General features: G+C 67.0%; 14 protein-coding genes. 6 read left to right on the forward strand and 8 right to left on the reverse strand.

Annotation, left to right across the window (positions count from 1 at the left end):
* Positions 1 to 412: 412 nt before the first annotated feature.
* Entirely contained in the window at positions 413 to 1,297 is an 885-nt protein-coding gene (nadC, locus tag EDC25_RS05470; protein WP_123522332.1) for a carboxylating nicotinate-nucleotide diphosphorylase, read from the reverse strand.
* Positions 1,294 to 1,560 (reverse strand): Trm112 family protein, encoded by a 267-nt coding sequence (locus EDC25_RS05475; protein ID WP_123522331.1) that lies wholly within the window; start codon positions 1,558 to 1,560, stop codon positions 1,294 to 1,296. The genes nadC and EDC25_RS05475 overlap by 4 nt, the downstream gene beginning before the upstream one ends.
* A 125-nt stretch (positions 1,561 to 1,685) precedes the next feature.
* Here EDC25_RS05475 and purE point away from each other — a divergent pair, with 125 nt between their 5' ends.
* The 4 genes from purE (at position 1,686) to lpxH (ending at position 4,925) form a co-directional block, all read left to right on the forward strand.
* Positions 1,686 to 2,180, forward strand: coding sequence for a 5-(carboxyamino)imidazole ribonucleotide mutase (purE, locus tag EDC25_RS05480; RefSeq protein WP_123522330.1), 495 nt, complete (start codon positions 1,686 to 1,688; stop codon positions 2,178 to 2,180).
* Positions 2,180 to 3,313, forward strand: a complete 1,134-nt coding sequence (locus tag EDC25_RS05485) for a 5-(carboxyamino)imidazole ribonucleotide synthase (RefSeq protein WP_205984995.1) — start codon at positions 2,180 to 2,182, stop codon at positions 3,311 to 3,313. The genes purE and EDC25_RS05485 overlap by 1 nt, the downstream gene beginning before the upstream one ends.
* A gap of 122 nt (positions 3,314 to 3,435) precedes the next feature.
* Entirely contained in the window at positions 3,436 to 4,059 is a 624-nt protein-coding gene (locus tag EDC25_RS05490; protein WP_123522357.1) for a peptidylprolyl isomerase, read from the forward strand.
* 128 nt (positions 4,060 to 4,187) lie between these two features.
* A complete protein-coding gene (lpxH, locus tag EDC25_RS05495) occupies positions 4,188 to 4,925 on the forward strand; it encodes a UDP-2,3-diacylglucosamine diphosphatase (RefSeq protein ID WP_123522328.1) in 738 nt (245 codons plus the stop codon).
* A 280-nt stretch (positions 4,926 to 5,205) separates the two neighbouring features.
* On the opposite strand, the gene EDC25_RS05500 is transcribed toward lpxH, so the two are convergent.
* Complete coding sequence (locus EDC25_RS05500) at positions 5,206 to 7,413, reverse strand: TonB-dependent receptor (RefSeq protein WP_205984993.1); 2,208 nt, start codon at positions 7,411 to 7,413, stop codon at positions 5,206 to 5,208.
* Between the two features lie 256 nt (positions 7,414 to 7,669).
* Here EDC25_RS05500 and EDC25_RS05505 point away from each other — a divergent pair, with 256 nt between their 5' ends.
* Together EDC25_RS05505 and EDC25_RS05510 are read left to right on the forward strand one after the other, a co-directional pair.
* Positions 7,670 to 8,350, forward strand: coding sequence for a Fe2+-dependent dioxygenase (locus tag EDC25_RS05505; RefSeq protein WP_132577287.1), 681 nt, complete (start codon positions 7,670 to 7,672; stop codon positions 8,348 to 8,350).
* Positions 8,347 to 9,462, forward strand: coding sequence for an alpha-hydroxy acid oxidase (locus EDC25_RS05510; RefSeq protein ID WP_123522326.1), 1,116 nt, complete (start codon positions 8,347 to 8,349; stop codon positions 9,460 to 9,462). Before EDC25_RS05505 ends, EDC25_RS05510 begins: the two co-directional genes overlap by 4 nt.
* A gap of 224 nt (positions 9,463 to 9,686) precedes the next feature.
* Here EDC25_RS05510 and ppnN read toward each other — a convergent pair whose 3' ends face one another.
* From ppnN to EDC25_RS05535, 5 genes are all read right to left on the reverse strand, one after another.
* On the reverse strand, positions 9,687 to 11,063 hold the full coding sequence (ppnN, locus tag EDC25_RS05515; RefSeq protein WP_123522325.1) for a nucleotide 5'-monophosphate nucleosidase PpnN: 1,377 nt from the start codon (positions 11,061 to 11,063) through the stop codon (positions 9,687 to 9,689).
* A gap of 150 nt (positions 11,064 to 11,213) precedes the next feature.
* Positions 11,214 to 14,357: a TonB-dependent receptor gene (locus tag EDC25_RS05520; protein WP_123522324.1), complete on the reverse strand. Its 3,144-nt coding sequence runs from the start codon at positions 14,355 to 14,357 to the stop codon at positions 11,214 to 11,216.
* Between the two features lie 396 nt (positions 14,358 to 14,753).
* Positions 14,754 to 16,142: a DNA repair protein RadA gene (gene radA / locus EDC25_RS05525; protein WP_132577288.1), complete on the reverse strand. Its 1,389-nt coding sequence runs from the start codon at positions 16,140 to 16,142 to the stop codon at positions 14,754 to 14,756.
* A gap of 203 nt (positions 16,143 to 16,345) precedes the next feature.
* Positions 16,346 to 17,458, reverse strand: coding sequence for a matrixin family metalloprotease (locus EDC25_RS05530; protein ID WP_123522323.1), 1,113 nt, complete (start codon positions 17,456 to 17,458; stop codon positions 16,346 to 16,348).
* 100 nt (positions 17,459 to 17,558) lie between these two features.
* The coding region (locus EDC25_RS05535) for an ISL3 family transposase (protein ID WP_132577289.1) at positions 17,559 to 18,248 on the reverse strand (690 nt) is incomplete at its 5' end.

The following is an 18,248-nucleotide window of genomic DNA, read 5'->3' on the forward strand; positions in this document are numbered from 1 at the left end:
CAACCGCGTGCACCGGTAGCTCGACCCTGGAAGCGGACAGGCGGGCTGCCAGCACGCCGACGCTGCCACCTCGCGTTGCGCACGCGTACGCCTCCACCTCGCAGGGCGCACTTCGACGCTTCCCTTGCCTTGCGCGCGCCGAGGCCTTCCTCACGTCATTCCCGCGAAGGCGGAATCCAGAACGCCCGTGGACCCAGGCCGCTGGATCCCCGCCTTCGCCGGGATGACGGGCTGCGGAACCACGCGAACATGTATTGCGCACGCCGACGCTTTCCCATTGCCCTGCGGGTAAGACCACCGCAGGTGCCCGGCAATCACCGCTACCCAGGGCGCCACCCCAGCCCGCATCAATCGCAGCTGGCGCCCACCGGACCGGGCGAGGACGGCCTTCGGCGCACGGACCTGATGGCGCTCAGACCATCCGCATCGACAAGTCGACCGCCCTGACATGCTTGGTCAAGGCGCCCACCGAAACGAAATCCACGCCCAGTCCCGCTACCTTCCGGACACGCTCGAGATCCATGCTGCCCGACACCTCCAGTTGCGCGCGGCCAGCGGTCATCGCCACGGCGCGCTGCAGGTCGTCCCAGCCGAATTCATCCAGCATGATGCGCTCGGCGCCGGCAGCCAGCGCCTGTTCGAGCTCGTCCAGCGATTCGACCTCGACCTCGACGAAACGTCCCGCGCCCAGTTCGCGCGCGCGCGCGATCGCCGCCGCGATGGAACCCGCGGCAGTGATATGGTTTTCCTTGATCAGCACGGCGTCATACAGGCCGGTGCGATGGTTGCCGCCCCCACCGGCACGGACCGCGTATTTCTGCGCCAGGCGCAATCCGGGAAGCGTCTTGCGCGTATCGAGGACCTGCAGTCCGCTGCCGGCGACGGCATCGGCGTACACCGCGGTGGCGCTGGCGGTGCCGGAAAGAGTCTGGATGAAGTTCAAGGCGCAGCGCTCGGCGCTCACCAGTGAGCGGTTGTCGGCCTGTATGCGCAGCAGTTCGCCATCGACACCGATGCGCTCGCCGTCGCGAACGCCGATATGGAAGCGCGCCGAAGGATCCAGCGCAGCGAAGCAGCGCAAGGCCCAGGGCAGCCCGCAGACCACGGCGTCTTCACGGGCGATGATGCGCGCTTCGCCCGGCCGTTGCGGCAGCAGGGCGGCGCTCAGATCGCCGCTGCCGATGTCTTCGGCGAGCGCACGCCCGACGTCGCTGTCGATCTGCGCGGCGGGCGGGGTCTCCAGGCCATCGCGCGTGCAGGCGGCGAGCGCCGCCGAAAGGTCCAGGAACGCGCTCATCGCGGGAAGTCGGCCAGCTGCGTGGTGCCGATCGCCTCTTCCGCGAGCAGCACGGGAATGCCGTCATCAACCGGATAGACGACCTGCCCGTCCTCGCGGACCAGTGCGTCCGCCAGCGTCGCGGCGACCGCTTCGCCGCCAACCCTGACCACGCCGCCCGCCCCGATCGCCGCGTTGAGCGCGCGCAGCTGCTCGCGCGAGATCGGCCGCAACGGCCGCTTGCTGACCGGGCAACACAACAGTTCGAGCAGTCGCTTGTCCATGGAACACTCCTGACGGCAAAGGCAACGGTCCGTGCAGCGCGCAGGCCACGGACCGGCAGCGTAGAATAACCGGCCCGCCCGGCATCGAGGCAGTCGGCCCGGCGACCGACGCACGGAGAACGAGGATGGACAAGCCGAAAGTTGGCGTGGTGATGGGCTCCCGGTCGGACTGGGAAACCATGCGCCATGCCGCCGAGAAGCTGGAGCAGCTGGGCATACCGCACGAGGTCGCCGTGGTCTCGGCACACCGTACGCCGGACCTGCTGTTCGAATACGCCGACCAGGCGGCTGGGCGCGGCCTGCGCGCCATCATCGCCGGCGCCGGTGGCGCCGCCCACCTGCCGGGCATGCTGGCCGCGAAGACAGCGGTGCCTGTGCTGGGCGTGCCCGTGCAGTCCGCCGCGCTCAACGGACTGGACTCGCTGCTGTCGATCGTACAGATGCCGACCGGCGTGCCGGTCGCCACGTTCGCCATCGGCAAGGCGGGTGCGGCCAATGCCGGGCTGTTCGCCGCCGCATTGCTGGCGCCGGAGATGCCGGCTGTCGCCGCCGCGCTCGCACGCTTCCGGCGCGAACAGACCGACACCGTGCTCGCCCATCCCGACCCGCGCCAGCCATGATGAGGACCGTCGGCATCCTGGGTGGCGGCCAGCTCGCACGCATGCTGGCCATGGCGGCCGTGCCGCTGGGCGTGCGCGTGCTGGTGCTCGACACCAGTGGCGACGCCTGCGCCGGCGAAGTGGCGACCCTGATCGAAGCGGACTACACCGACGAGGCGGCGCTGGCCGAATTCGCCGACCTGGTCGATGTCGTCACGTTCGATTTCGAGAACGTTCCCGCCAGCAGTGCCGAATGGCTTGCGCAGCGCGTCCCCGTGTTTCCGAATCCGGGCGCACTGGCGACCGTGCAGGACCGCCTGAGCGAGAAAACCCTGTTCTCCGACCTCGGCCTGGCGACACCCGAGTTCGCCGCCGTCGACACGCGCGAGGACCTCGAAGCCGCCGTCGCGCGCATCGGCCTGCCGGCCGTGCTCAAGACGCGCCGGCTGGGCTACGACGGCAAGGGCCAGGCGCGCCTGCGCCAGGCGGCCGACCTGGACATCGGCTGGCAGGCGCTCGGCGCCGGTCGAGTGCCGCTGATCCTCGAAGCCTTCGTGCCCTTCCAGCGCGAGCTGTCCGTGGTCGCCGTGCGCAGCCGCGAGGGCGAGTTGCGCACCTGGCCGCTGACGCGCAACTGGCACGAGAACGGCATCCTGTCGCTCAGCGTGTCACCGATTCCGGTCGATGACGATCTCGCCGACCAGGCAACCCGGTTCGCTCGCCGCGTCGCCGAGCGCCTCGACTACGTCGGCGTGTTCGCGCTGGAACTGTTCGAACATGACGGCCGCCTGCTCGGCAACGAGATGGCGCCGCGCGTGCACAACTCCGGGCACTGGACCATCGAAGGCGCGCACAGCAGCCAGTTCGAGAACCACCTGCGGGCGGTGCTCGGCCTGCCGCTGGGCGATACCGCCGGGCGCGGTGCCTCGGCGATGCTGAACTTCATCGGCCAGCTGCCCGATCTGGCCACCGCCCTGACGATTCCCGGCCTGCACTGGCATGACTACGGCAAGCAGCCGCGCGAGGGGCGCAAGGTCGGCCACGCGACGCTGTGCACACAGGACCTGCGCAGCCTGCACCGGCGCCTCGGGGAAGCCGCCAGCGCGTTCGCCCATCCGGCCTGGGCACCGGCGGCGACGGAACTTGGCCTCTAGCTGCTGGTCCAAGCCGATCCGCACCTGATCCTTCGATCCCGGACGACGATCCGCCTGCCCCTGCGGCATGGCTTATGATCGCGACCTGCTCCTTTCCACCCGCCTGCCAAGAGGGTTTGCTGATGTTCAAGTCTCTGCTGTTTGCCGCCGCCCTGGCCCTGCCTTTTTCGGCCTTCGCCCAGGACACGGCGGCATCCGCGCCGGCCGCCGACGCCAACAAGCCGCGCGTCGTCCTGAAGACCAACCTGGGCGACATCGTGCTCGAACTCGACAAGCGCCGCGCACCGGTGACCGTCGACAACTTCCTGCGCTACGTGCGTGACGGCCATTACAACGGCACGATTTTCCACCGCGTCATCGACGGCTTCATGATCCAGGGTGGCGGCTATACGCCGGAACTGATCGGCAAGCCGACCCGTCCGGCTATCATGAACGAAGGCCCGAACGGCCTGAAGAACACGCGCGGCACCATCGCCATGGCCCGTACCGGCGACCCGCACTCCGCTACCGCGCAATGGTTCATCAACGTCGTCGACAACACCGCGCTGGACCACGTCGCACCGACCGACCCCCGCAGCTGGGGCTATGCGGTGTTCGGCCAGGTCGTCGAAGGCATGGACGTCGTCGACCGCATCAAGTCCACGCCGACGCGCAAGGAAGGCATGATGGAAAACCTGCCGGTCGAACCGGTGATCATCGAGAAGGCCGAGCTGGTTACCGAAACCCAGGCTGAAACCGCCGGCTGATCGCCAGGGTCCGGCGCGGTCGCGCCGGACCCGATCGCCCATGCCCCCCGGCCGCCGGCCCGGTCCGGCACCACCGTCGCACACCGGCGCGCCGTCATCCTCCATGGCGGCACGCGATGCAGCCAGCCATGAACACCTACTTCATCTCCGACCTGCATCTGGACGCCAGCCGCCCGGAAGCCACCCGCGCCTTCCTCGGCTTCCTGGAGGCGTTGCCGCAGGACACCGATGCGCTGTACATCCTCGGCGACCTGTTCGAATCCTGGATCGGCGACGACGATGATGCCGAGCTGCCGGCGCAGGTCGCGCAGGCGCTGCGCGCCACCGCCGATCGCGGCATTGCGCTGCACTTCATGCATGGCAACCGCGATTTCGCGCTGGGCGCGGACTACGCCTCGCGTTGCGGCATGGCGATCATCGAGGATCCCGGCGTCATCGACCTGTATGGCGACCGCACGCTGCTGATGCACGGCGACACGCTGTGCACCGATGACCACGCCTACCAGGCGTTCCGGACGCAGGTGCGCGATCCGGCCTGGCTGGCGCACATGCTCGCGCAGCCGCTGGCCGTGCGACGCGCCTTCGCAGAACAGGCGCGCGCCGGCAGCCGCGAGCACACCGCGATCAGCGCCGAAACCATCATGGACGTCAACGAAGCGGCGGTCGCCGAGGCGTTCCGACAGCACGACGTCGATCTGCTGGTCCATGGCCACACGCATCGGCCTGCCGTCCACCGCGACCAGGTCGATGGCCGCGACTGCACGCGCATCGTGCTGGGCGACTGGTATGACCAGGGCATCGTGCTGCGCGCCGATCACGACGGCCGCCTGCGACTGGCGCGCCTGGACGAGATCCGGGAGGCCTGAGGCCGAAAGGCCTCGCCTCGTCGGTACACCCGGCCATCAAGCCGCGCGCGCAGTCGCCCCGCACGCCTCATGCGTCCGGCGCACTGCACGGACTCGCAGCGATGGGCGAGTGCGCAGTGTTTCGGCGAACATCAGTCCGCCAACACGCTTCCAGCCCATCCAGGCCGGCATGGATGTCGCGCGCCCGCTTCCGCCTTCGCCGCGCTTTGCAACGACACTTCCTTGCCCGCCCCGGAGCAGGTGAACCCACCGCGGACAGCCTGCGATCAGCGCAGGGCGCTCAGAACCGGAAGTCGGCGCTGAGCAGGTATGCGCGCGGCGATCCCAGGAACACGCGTGTCATGCCCCAGTTGCCGGACGTGGCATAGACCTTGTCGGCCACGTTGTCGATGTTGAGCCGCACCGACACCTGAGGACTGAATGCATACGACGCCACCAGGTTGGCCACGGTGTAGCCCGGCAGCTTGCCGTACCGGCCGTTTGCGATGATGCGATCGGCATCGTCGGGACGGCCCACCCACGATTCGCCGACATGCTGCACGCCGGCGCCGAGCATCAGGCCGGAGTCGAAGGCATACGTGGTCCACAGGCTGGCGGAGCGCTTCGGCGTGAACGCCAGTTCATCGCCACTGGTCCGCAGGCGGTCGCCGTAATCACCTGGATTCGCTTCGCGACGCGCCGCATCCAGTTCGGCACTGTGCTGGCGCTCGCTGTCGAGGAACACCGCGCCGGCGAAAATGGTCCAGGCGTCGGTGATGCGGCCATTGACGCCGAGCTCGACGCCGCTGACTTCCTGCTTGCCGTAACCGCGAAGCACCGTGGGGCTCTCCGGATGGCCGGGCTCCTTGCCGGTCATCGCGACACTCCTGCGTTGCGTACTGAACAGCGCCGCCGTCGTGACGAGGCGCTCGCCCAGGAAGCTCCACTTCACGCCCAGCTCGTGGTTGATCGCCCGCTGCGTCTTCGCCGCATCGTTGTTCTGGCCGGCCAGGCCGGGGAACGCATTGTCGCCGGTGCGCGAGATGTCGGGATTGGACAACCATGAACCCGGCGGCAGTGCGGCCATGGCGACCGACGCGTACAGCGTGCCGTTTTCGACCGGTTTGTAGACGACACCCAGCTTGCCGTTCAGCGTGGTGTCGCTGTGCCGGTAGCCGTCCGGGCCCTGCGGCGTGCCATCGGCGAGATTGCGGCTGCCGATCTCGACCTCGTAGCGCTCGGCGCGCAGGCCACCGGTCAGTTGCCAGCGTTCGCCGAAGCTCGCCGTATCGTAGGCGTAGAGCGCGAGGGTGTCGATGTCGACGCCGGCACTCTGCGTCGGTGCCGGCATGTCGAAAGCAACCCGGCGCGGATCGGGATGCAGCACGGGCACCGGATCGAGGCTGGTCGACCCGAAGCGCAGGGCATCCGACGATTCGCGCGTCAGCTCCAGCCCGGTGGAAAGCAGGTGATCGACGCCGCCGGTCCGGAACGCCGCCGAAACGTTGGTCAGGTTCGACAGCGCTTCGTTCTCACGCTGGTAGGCCTGTACCTGTCCGGTAACCGCCTGGGTGGCGGCGTCGTAACCGAAGGGCAGCGTGTACAGGGCCTCGCGTTCCGTCGAGCTCCATCGCGTCTGGTTGACGAGTGTCAAGCCATCCCCGAAGTCATGCTCGATGCGCGCTAGCGCCGACAGCGATTCGTTGTCGTCGAAGTCGCCGCGCAGGCCGAAGAAGGTGTCGCGATCGACAACGGACGTTGCCGGATCATGATGGATGGTGCCCGCCACCAGGGCACCGGGGACACCCCAATCCGGGCGTCCGCCCTGGTCGAGGTATTGCGCGGCGATCGTGAAGCGCGTGTCGCCGTCCAGGCCGAACGCGATCGACGGCGCGAAGCCGACGGCATCGGATTCGGCGTGGGCACGGCCTGCGACGCCACCGTCCTTCGCGAGGACATTGAGGCGGATCGCCGCGCCGGCACCAAGGCGACGGTTGACGTCCAGCGTGCCGCGCAGGCGGTCGTCGCTGTCGTAGCTGTCGGTGCCGTAGCTTGCCGTGCCGCGCGTGAAATCGTCGAGCTGCGGCGTTTTGCTGACCAGGTTGACGTAACCACCCAGGCCACCACGGCCGTTGTCGGCGGACGGCCCCTTGGCGACTTCCACCTGCTCGAGATTGAACACGTCGCGCGCGTAGTTACCGGAGTCACGCACGCCGTCGATGAAGATGCTGCCGCTGGTATCGAAGCCGCGCAGGCTGAAATTGTTCGTATCCGAAGCGAAACCGTTCTCGCCGGCATTGAAGCTGATGCCGGGCGTGTTGCGCAGCACGTCGGTCAGGTTCTGCGCGCCCTGGGCATTGAACACATCGGCGGGAATGACATCGATGACCTGCGGTGTGTCGAGCAGGGGCGCCGTGAACTTCGGCGACGTCGGCTGCACTGGCTTCACCGCTTCGACTTCGACGGTCTGCAGTGTCCTGCCCTGGTCGTCGGCGCTGTCGTCGCCCACGCCGGCTTGGGCGGGCCATGCGGCGGCGCCGAGTACGCCGGTGGCCAGGATGGCGGCGGCAAGCGGTGCACGGCGGAAACGGGCGGAATCGACCTGCGAAATACGGGATCCAGTGCGTGGGAGACCTTCGGGAGGGGCTGGGCTTGCTAGAATCGGTCCAGCTGAAGATGGCGAATGCTATCCATTCTCATTACCAATTGCAATGGAACCGGACGGTACGGTTTCATTCCGTCCTGACCAATCGGACTCCGCCGCCATGTTCCACGCCATTCCCGACCTTCTCAGCCGCGAACAGCTCGATGCCTGCCGGACGGCGCTCGAGCAAGCGGAATGGCAGGCCGGCAGCCTCACTGCCGGCATCCAGGCGGCAAGGGTGAAAGCGAACGAACAGCTGCCGGCCGACAGCCGGACGGGCCAGCGCCTCGGTGAGGGCCTGCTCGAACTGCTTGGCCGCCAGCCGCTGTTCCTGTCCCTCGCCTTGCCACTGAAGATCGTGCCGCCGCGATTCAACCGCTATCGCGATGGCGGCCACTACGGCGACCACATCGACGCCGCCATCCTGAGCGTGCCCGGCACGCCGCACCGCATCCGCAGTGACCTGTCGGCGACCGTGTTCCTGAGCGACCCGGACACCTATGACGGCGGCGAACTGGTCATCGGGGACGGTGCCTGCTCGCATGAGATCAAGCTGCCGGCCGGGCACATGGTGCTCTACCCGTCCACGTCCCTGCATCGCGTCGCGCCGGTCACGCGCGGCACGCGCCTGGCCGCGTTCTTCTGGGTGCAGAGCCTCGTGCGCGAAGCCAGCCAGCGGGCCGTCCTGTTCGAGCTTGACACGGCGATCCAGCAGCTGCGCGCACGGGTGCCGGACGATCCCTCGCTGGATACGCTGACCGGGGTCTACCACAACCTCCTGCGGCAGTGGTCGCAACCATGAATGCGCCCCTGCCGCCACTGACGCGTATTCCCGCCGAGATCGTCGCGGCGGCGGACTACCTGCCGCACGCGCAGGCGCGCGTGAGCGAAGCCACCTGGGCCTGGCTCTGCGGCGGCACCGGCGACGAGCAGACGTTGCGCGACAACATCGACGCGTTCTCGCGCATCCGCCTGCATGCGCGCCCGCTGGCCGACCTGCGCGATGGCCACACCACGCTGGAGCTGCTGGGCCAACCACTGGTCCACCCGATCATCGTGGCGCCGGTGGCCTACCAGCGCCTGCTGCATCCGGATGGCGAACGCGCCACGGCGCTGGGCGCGTCGGCATTGCGGGCACCCATGGTCCTCAGCCATCACGCCAGCATGCGCCTGGAAGACGTCGCCGCCATCGCGCAGTCGCCGCTCTGGCTGCAGATTTACCTGGAAGGCGATCGCGGACAGACCCGGGCGCTGCTGCAGCGCGCGCAGGCGGCAGGCGTGCGCGTCATCGTGGTGACCGTCGATACGCCGGTCGCCGGCGTACGCAACCGCGAGCAGCGCGCCGGCTTCATGCTGCCGCCGCAGGTCACCGCCGTGAACCTGCCCGAAGGCAGCGTGTCAGCCGGGGTGACCGCGCGACCTGGCGAGAGTCCGGTCTTCGCCAGTGAAATGGTGCCGCGCATGCCGACCTGGGCGGACCTGGAATGGCTGCGTGGCGAAACCAGGCTGCCACTGGTCGTGAAGGGGATCCTGCATCCCGACGACGCCTTGCGCGCCGCAAAGCTGGGTGTCGACGCCATCGTGGTCAGCAACCATGGCGGCCGTGCGCTGGATGGCGTGCCGGCCAGCATCGATGCCCTGCCGGCGATCGCGGATCGCGTGGCGCTGCCGCTGCTGCTCGATGGCGGCATCCGTCGCGGCGGCGACATTCTCAAGGCGCTGGCGATGGGTGCCCGCGCGGTGCTGGTCGGTCGCAGCTGCATGGCGGGACTGGCCGCCGCCGGCGCCGTCGGTGTCGCCCATGTACTGCATATCCTGCGCACCGAACTGGAAATGGCGATGGTGCTGGCCGGATGCCGCGACCTTTCAGCCATCGGCCGCGAAGTGGTCTGGCATCCTGCGTCCCGGTGCTGACTCAACCGGGCCAGCCGCTCCCGCCATAGCCACTGGCTGGCATTGCCCCTGCAGTCGCGCCGTCGCCATGAAGCCGGCCTGGCTCTGGAAATGCGCGAGGGAGGCGGCAGAGACAGCCTGCAGCGCGGGCCCGCGTTGCAGACGGCTCGAGGGAAGGAACCGGCCTACCATCATCGTCGCCGCAGGCGCACCGGCGCCGCGACGACGATGGGCCGGCGCCCTGCCTACCAGACCAGCCTGTAGCAGGGCTGGTACGCGGAGCCGCCGGGCAGTTTCATGCGGTGCTGGGCGACGAAATCCGCCAGCATCGCGTCCATCGCTTCCATCAGCTCAGCGTCGCCAGTGATCTCGAACTTGCCGAACTGCTCGATGGCACGGATGCCGTCGACCTTGACGTTGCCGGCGACGATGCCCGAGAAGGCACGGCGAAGGTCGGCGGCGAGCAGGTGCTTCTCGCGGTCCCGATGCAGGCGCAGGCCGGCCATCGCCTCGTGCGTCGGCACGAACGGATGCTGGAAATCCTCGGGAATGGTCAGGCGCCAGTTGTAGAAGAACGCATCCTGCTGCGCGATGCGGAACTCGCGCACCTGGTCGATGCCGGCCTTCATCGTGCGCGCGGTTTCGACCGGATCGTCGATGATGATGCGGTACAGCGACGACACCTCGTCGCCGAGCGCCAGTCGGAGGAAAGCATCGATGCGCTCGAAGTACGGCGCCGCCGCGCGCGGTCCGGCGAACACCAGCGGGAACGGAATGCCGCGGTTTTCCGGATGCAGCAGCACGCCCAGCAGGTAAAGGATTTCCTCCGCCGTGCCGACGCCGCCCGGGAACACGATGATGCCGTGGCTCATGCGCACGAAGGCTTCGAGGCGCTTCTCGATGTCCGGCATGATCACCAGGTGGTTGACCATCGCGTTGGGCGATTCGGCGGCGATGATGCCCGGCTCGGTGATGCCGATGTAACGGGGATTGCGGATACGCTGCTTCTGGTGTCCGACGGCGGCGCCCTTCATCGGCGCCTTCATCGCGCCGGCGCCGCAACCGGTGCAGACATCCAGGCCACGCAGGCCGAGTTCGTAGCCGACGTACTTGTCGTAGTCGTATTCGGCGCGGGAAATCGAATGGCCACCCCAGCAGACGACGAGGTTGGGTTCGACGCCAGGCTTCAGGACGCGCGCGTTGCGCAGGATCTCGAAGACGGCGGTCGTCAGGCCGGCGGAACTGCCCAGGTCGTAGCGCGGGTTCTCCTGGATCTCGGTGGAGACATAGACGATGTCGCGCACCACCGCGCTGAGCAGTTCGGCGATACCGCGGATGACCTTGCCATCGACGAACGCGGTCGCCGGGGCGTTGCGCAGTTCGATCTTGATGCCGCGGTCACGCTGCACGACCTCGATGTCGAAGTCGCGGTATGACTCCAGCAACGCGCGGGCATCGTCGCCAACGCCGCCGTAGGTGAGCACGGCCAGGGCGCAGCGACGCAGCATCTCGTGCAAGCCGGTCCGGCTGGCGTCGTGCAGGCGGGCGATCTCGTGCCGGGAAAGCATGTCCAGCCCACCGCGCGGCACCACGGTGGCATCAACTGTCTGCAGCAGGGCCATCCCTGCACTCCTTCTTCGTTTTCTTCAGGGCCGGCCATGCTAAGAACCCGGACCGCCCAGCACAAGGGGCGGAAACGACGAAGGCCGGCGCAAGGCCGGCCTTCGTGGGGGTCGAGAGGCTTCCCGACCCTGCCCTGGTCGGAGGACCGATCAGAACTTGTAGCGGAAGCCCACCTGCAACGCCCAGCGGGACACGCCGCGGTCGTCGTAGATGCTGGTGCTGTCCGGCGTGTTGAAGCGGTACACGTAACGGCCGCTCGCCGGATCGATGCCACCGTACTCGACCACGCCGCGCATCAGCGGGAAGGAGTACTCCTCGATGCGGCCGTAGTCCTTGTCGATCAGGTTGCCGACGTTGAGGATGTCCAGCCAGATCTCGGCCTTGTGGCCGAAGAACATCGGGATTTCCTGCGACACGCGGACATCGAACTGGTGCACCCACGGGGCGAAGGCGGCATTGCGCTCGGCGACGCGGCCCAGGTTGGCGCTCAGGTAGGCGTCTTCATTGACGAAGGCCCAGAAAGCGTCTTCCTCGGCGGCGCTGCCGAACATCACGTCGCCACGACCGGCCGGGATGTACAGCAGGTCGTTCAGACGGCCGTCGCCGTTGGCGTCGTTGTCGAACGTGTAGCTGTACGGCTTGCCCTTGCGGCCTTCATAGAACACCGAGAACTCGGTCTTGTTGTCGCCGAAGAAGTTGCGGCTGTAAGACAGGGCACCGGTGAAGCGGTCGCGGATGACGTAGCTCGAACGGGCAGACACTTCCTCGTTGGCCTGGAAGATCGGTGCGTTGCCCAGCTGCGAGCTGGAGGTCGAGCTGGTCAGCGGGCTGACTTCGTTGGCGTCGGTGTAGGTGTAGGCAACCTGCCAGAACCAGTTGTTCTGGTACGGCTTGGTCAGCGACAGCGTGAACTGCTCGCCGTCGCCCTGGGTGGTGCGGCGGGCGATGATCGCGTCGTTGTAGCTGGTCAGGCGGTTGGCACGCGCGCCGACGCTGCTGCCGGTACCGGCCTGGTTCCAGTTCGCCGGGTCAAGACCACGGGCGTTCCAGTAGATCAGGCGGCCGTCCTGGCCGGTCGCGGTCGGCGCACCCAGGTTGAGCTGCTGGTAGTAGATGCCGTTGCGGACCTGCGTCCACACGGCTTCGGCGCTGGCGACCATGCCCCACCACGGCAGTTCGTGGTCGAGCGCCAGGTTGACCTTCCACGCCGACGGCTGCTGCAGCTCCGGATCCAGGAAGTCGACCGACTGCGTGGCACCGGAAGTACCGCGCGGCTGGTTGTACGGATCAGGCGTGAAGCTGGTGATGCCCTGGCTGAAGTTGTAGTCGGTGTAGCCCAGGCCGTTGTTGGAGAACGGGTTGGACAGCCACACCGAGGCGGCGGCACCCTGGAACAGGCCGAAACCACCGCGCAGCTGCGTCTGGCGCTCGGTGTCGAAGGTGTAGTTCAGGCCGAAGCGCGGCTGCACCAGGCTCTTGCCGTCCATCGACGCGTCGTTGCGGTAACCGAAGGCTTCGGAAGCCGCCTCGTTGTACAGCGGGGTGTCGGCCGACAGGCGGTCGACGCGGACGCCGTAGGTCGCGGTCAGGTTCGGGGTGATGTAGAAGGTGTCCTGCAGGAACAGGCCGGTGGTCTTCAGGTTCCAGACCGCCGCCATGTTGTCGATGTTTCCATCACGCGGGTACGACATGCGGTAGGCGCTGGAAATACCGTTGCGGTAGTTCTCGATGCCCTGGAACGTGTAGGTACCGAAGGTACGCGGTCCGTACAGGTTGTAGATGTCGTTGTCTTCGTGGTCGAAGCCGAACTTCAGCTGGTGGTCGCCCAGGTACAGGTTGCCGATGAAGCTGGCGTTGAGCGTTTCGGTCTCCAGCACGTTGTAGTGCGTGTTGGCCTCGGTACCGAAGTTGAGGAAGCGGCCGTTGAGGTTGATGCCGATGGCCGGCAGGTTGGCCAGCGGGTTACGCACCGCCGAGTAGTCGCGGTACGAGATCTTCGCTTCGGTCGAGAAGTTCGAGGTCCAGTCGCTGAACAGCTGCGCGGTGTAGGTCTCGAAGTTGAAGTCGCGGATGTAGTGGTACGTGTTCAGGGCCAGCGAGTTGTTGCCGAAACCCTGCAGGTTGGCCTGGCTCTGCTCGGCCTTCGCGTAGCGGAAGCTGGCGCGGTGGGATTCGTTGATGTTCCAGTCGATCTTGGCCGCGTACTCTTCGGTCTCGGTGTTCAGCGCCGGCAGGGCCAGCGTGCCCGGGTCGAAGCCGTAGACGTTGCGCGAAATGGCGATGATCTCGTCGATCTCGGCCTGGCTGATCTGCACGATGTTGCTGGCGCCGGAACCGATCGGGCCGTAGCCGGCGTTGCCGATGTACAGGTCCTTGCCCTTGTACTTTTCGTAGTTCAGGAAGAAGAACAGGGTGTCCTTGATGATCGGGCCGCCGAAGGTGCCGCCGTAGGTGGCTTCGTAGTCGAACAGGGTCGGACGCAGGTCGTTGGCGTTCTTGCCCGACCAGTCGTTCTCGCGGTACAGGCCATAGACCGAACCGCTGAACTCGTTGGTACCGGACTTGGTCACGGCGTCGATCACCGCGCCGGTGGCGCCGGCGATGGTGACGTCGTAGTTGGAGATGTTGACGTTGATCGCCTCGATCGCGTCCATCGAGATCGGCTGGCGCGGGGTCGGCATGGAGTTGGATTCCAGGCCGAAGGCGTCGCTGGTGCTGATGCCGTCAACGCGGATGGCGTTGAAGCGCGAGTTCTGGCCACCGACGGAGATTTCGTTGCGCGCCTTGTCGGTCTGCGCGATGCGCGGATCCAGGCGGACGTAGTCCTGGATGTTGCGGTTGACCGACGGGAACGACTGGATCTGCTCGTTGCTGATGTGGGTACCGGCGCCGACCTTGTCGGAGCCGAAGACGTCATAGCCGGTGCCGACGACCTGGACGGTCTCGAGGCGCTGGGCGTCTTCCAGTTCGGCGTTCACGCTGACCGTCTCGCCGAGAAGCAGGTAAACGTTCTCGCGGATGTCGACCTTGCCGTCCTTCTCGACGGTGATGGTGTATGGACCACCGACGCGCAGGCCGCGCGCGGCGTAACGGCCGTTGGCATCGGTCGTGGCGCGGCTGACGGTGCCCGACTCCGTGTGCATGATGGTGACTTCGGCGCCGGAGACAGGCTCGCCTGCGCTCTGGACGCGACCGGCCACCGAGGCCGAGGTTTGCTGCGCAAAGGCTGGTGCCGCTGACGCGAGCACGAGGGACAAGGCCAAGGCAAGCTTGGCTTTTTTCGGCTTGAACATGGAGTGCACCCTATCTACAGGAGTTGAGGACCATTGACGAAGAGCCGCCGGCTGGCGGCCCCGGATTCCGCATGAAGGCCGGGATTCCCCCGTCGCCCGACCGCTGGTGTTAGCGATATTTTAACCTCACTTCACGACAGATTTCTAACAGCCCGAACGCCACCGTACGGCGCCGTCCGGCCGCCGCCGCCCCAAGCCGATGCGGCAATCCAAAAATGCATTCATAATCATGGGTATGCGGCCAATTTCGAGCACGGCCGGAAGGATCCCGAGGCAGTCCCGGCAGGGCACGATCGAGACGGATTCGCCCACAACCGTCGGGACGGGGCGCATGAAGACGCCCCGCAGCCGGGATTCCAGCTGACTCGAAGCCGACCGGGCGTGCGGCCGATTGACCTAGTCGATGGCGGCCAGCGCCGCCGAAAGGCTGTCGGCAGCGATCACTTCCAGTCCTGCGGGTGGTCGCCTCGGTGCGTTCGCCCGCGGCACGATCGCCCGCGTGAAGCCATGCGTCGCTGCTTCCTTCAGGCGTTCGTCCCCGTTCGGTACCGGACGCAGTTCGCCGGCCAGTCCGATCTCGCCGAAGGCCACCAGCTTTTCCGCCAGCGGGCGGTCGCGGAAGCTGGACAGGACCGCCATCAGCACCGGCAGGTCGGCCGCCGTTTCCTGCACGCGGATGCCGCCGACCACGTTCACGAACACATCCTGGTCGAACACCGCGATGCCGCCATGTCGATGCAGGACTGCCAGCAACATGGCCAGGCGGTTCTGTTCCAGGCCCAGCGTCACCCGTCTCGGATTGGCCAACGGACTCTGGTCGACCAGCGCCTGCACCTCGACCAGCAGCGGACGGGTGCCTTCGCGCGTCACCATGACCGCACTGCCGGGCCGCGAGTGGTCACTGCCGGACAGGAAGATCGCCGAGGGATTCGGCACTTCGCGCAGGCCACGGTCGGCCATGGCGAATACGCCCAGTTCGTTGACGGCGCCGAAGCGGTTCTTGAATGCGCGCAGCACGCGATAGCGGCTGCCGGCCTCGCCCTCGAAATACAGCACGGCATCGACCATGTGTTCGAGCACGCGCGGACCGGCGATGCCGCCTTCCTTGGTCACATGGCCGACGAGGAACACACACGTGCCGGTGGTCTTGGCCAGCCGGACCAGTTCGGCTGCACTTTCGCGCACCTGGCTGACGGAGCCCGGCGCCGAGGCGACCGTATCGACGTGCATCGTCTGGATGGAATCGATGACCACGACATCCGGGCGTTCGCTGGCGATCGCTTCGGCGATCGCCTCGATGCGCGTTTCGGCCAGGCTGCGCAGGCCGGCCAGCGGCAGCTCAAGGCGCCGGCCGCGCGACGCCACCTGCGCCAGCGATTCCTCGCCGGTGACGTACAGGGCCTTCAGCCGGCCGCCGAGGCCAGCGAGCACCTGCAGCAGCAGCGTCGACTTGCCGATGCCGGGATCACCGCCAACGAGGACGATGGAGCCGGCGACCAGGCCCCCGCCCAGCACGCGGTCCAGCTCACCGATACCGGTGGCGGTGCGGCGCTGCGCCTCGTCGGCCACGCCGGACAGATCCAGCACCTCGGAGGCCGCCAGTCCGGTCCAGCCACCCGACCGCGGCGCCGCGCGGGCCGTCCGCGACGGTGCCAACACCACCTGGCTGATCGTGTTCCAGGCATTGCAGTCGCCACACTGGCCCTGCCACTTGCCGAACTCGGCGCCGCACTCACTGCAGACATAGGCGGTCACCGCCTTGCCACTGGTCTTCGTCCTGCTCATGCCGGGAGCTTAGCGTGGTTGCCATCACCACGGCCTGCCCTGCCCCGCCGGCCGTACCAGCACCTGAGAAACGCGGCGCGGGATGCCGCGCCGTAACGCCGGATGCCGAGGACCCGCCTGCAGTACCTGCGAAAAGGCTTTTTCCGCGCACCACCGCCGCAAAAACCCGGGCCGGACCCCGCCAGAGGATCCGGCCCGGCCGCCTAGGGCTGGAAGCCATTGGCAAAAATGTTGTCGGACAGGACCTGGCGATAGGCCATGACGAAAACGCCCTGGCTGTTGATCGAGAAACCCCTGACCCGGACGGTGCGGTTGCCGGAGCTCGGCGCCGTCCATTCCACGCGCGACTGCAGACCGCAGGCATCGTCATTGCCGGCGCCGCCAAGGATGTCGATGCGGGTGTCGAAGTCGGCCGAACCACCATGGCCGGGGCAAGTCGTGAACTCGTAGGTACGACCCGCGACCGCCGGCAGGATGTAGTCCCATTCGCCCAGCGGCCCGATGCGACCGGTGCCCGCGGTCTGCCACGCGAGCGTCGGTGCCAGCATTGCCGGATTGTTCTGCACCGTCACCATGACGTCGGGATTGGACGAGCTGGTCCGGTTGGGCGTGCTGCCCTGCCCGTTCGACAGCCAGAGGGTGAAGAAATAGCGGCCGGTGGGCACCGTCGCAGCGATCGGCGTCGGGCTGACCGAGTAGCTGTGGCTGCTGAACGGTTCCAGTGTGTCAGTGTAGCTGGCGGTGCGAAGGAAGGCGTAGCTGCCGCCCCAGTTGTTCCAGTTCTGGCTCAGGTACAGATCAACGGCGGGATTGGCGAAATTCACGGTGCCCATGTTCTCGATCTGGATCCGGCCGGGCAGCGTCAGCGACTGGCCATGGCGAAGGGCGACCGGGAACGGCAGCGCGGGTGTGTAGGTGGGCTGCATCGAAGCGGCGTGGTCAGTGGTCTGCCATTGGCTGATCAGCGTGCGCTCCATCGCAGGGCCACCGTATCGGGCCCGCACGGCGTTGACGTCGTCGGTATTGAGGCGCGCCTGGCGATACGGCTTCGGCGAGTAGTTCATCACCGAATCCCACCACACATCCTGTGTTTCCCAGGGATGGTCCAGTCCCCACCCGTGGCCCAGCTCGTGCAGCATTGTCTGCTGGAAACTCCAGCAGCTGTCGCCGGGGTCGGCGCCGTCGAAGGCATTCAAGGTCCAGCAAAAGGCGGGATTGAAGGCGATGTCGACTTCGTTGATGACATTGCCGGTCCAGCGCGACCAGGCCACCGCCAGCGTATTGGCGCCCCAGCCCTGGCCGAACTGGTCGATCATGGTCTGGTTCGAAGGCCATCCAACCAGCTCGAAGCGGTTGTTGCCCCAGGACCACGTCCCCAGCTGGGTACCGCTGACAAGAAAAAGGGGTCTTCGCGGATCAGTGTGGGTCCAAACGGACGTTTTGGGGTAGCGCTGGCAGGAAGCTGGCGATGACCTTGAGCTTGAGGTAGTCCTCGTCGCGGTAGCCGTAGGCGCTGCGCTGGATGACACGGATTTTGTTGTTCAGCCCTTCCACCAGGCCAAGGCTGACCTTGTTGCCGGGTGTGCAGTAGGCGGCGATGCCGTCCCAGTGCCGCTCGATAATTCGCGCGAACTTCTGGTACGGCGCGAGCCGCTGCCAGCGCAGGCTCTGCTTCCAGTGCTCGAAGAACGCCCGTGCGCCACGCTCGGTGCGATAGCTCCACAACTGTCCGAAGGATTCCTTGAGCAGGTAAGCCGTGCTCAGGCGCTTGTTGGCCCCCAACAGCTTCTTGAGCGCTTTACGCCCATCCAGGTTGAGGTTCTCACGGTTGGATAGCAGGGTATAGCGCTGGCCCTTGATGTAGCTGCGATCCTTGCCCTGCAGACGCTTGTACTCGTCCCGTCGCACTTGGTCGAGCGCGTCGGACAGGTGGCGCATGATGTGGAACTTGTCGAACACGATGGCCGCGTTGGGCGCGTTCTTGCCCACCGAGGTGCGGAACGGGCGCCACATGTCCATCACCGCCAGCTCGATGCGAGCGCTCTTTTTCGGCCCAAGATCGGCGAAAAACTGGTCAATGTCCGCTTCCGTGCGGCCACTGCCGCC

The sequence above is a fragment of the Pseudofulvimonas gallinarii genome (assembly GCF_004343305.1).
Taxonomy (GTDB): Bacteria; Pseudomonadota; Gammaproteobacteria; order Xanthomonadales; family UBA2363; genus Pseudofulvimonas; species Pseudofulvimonas gallinarii.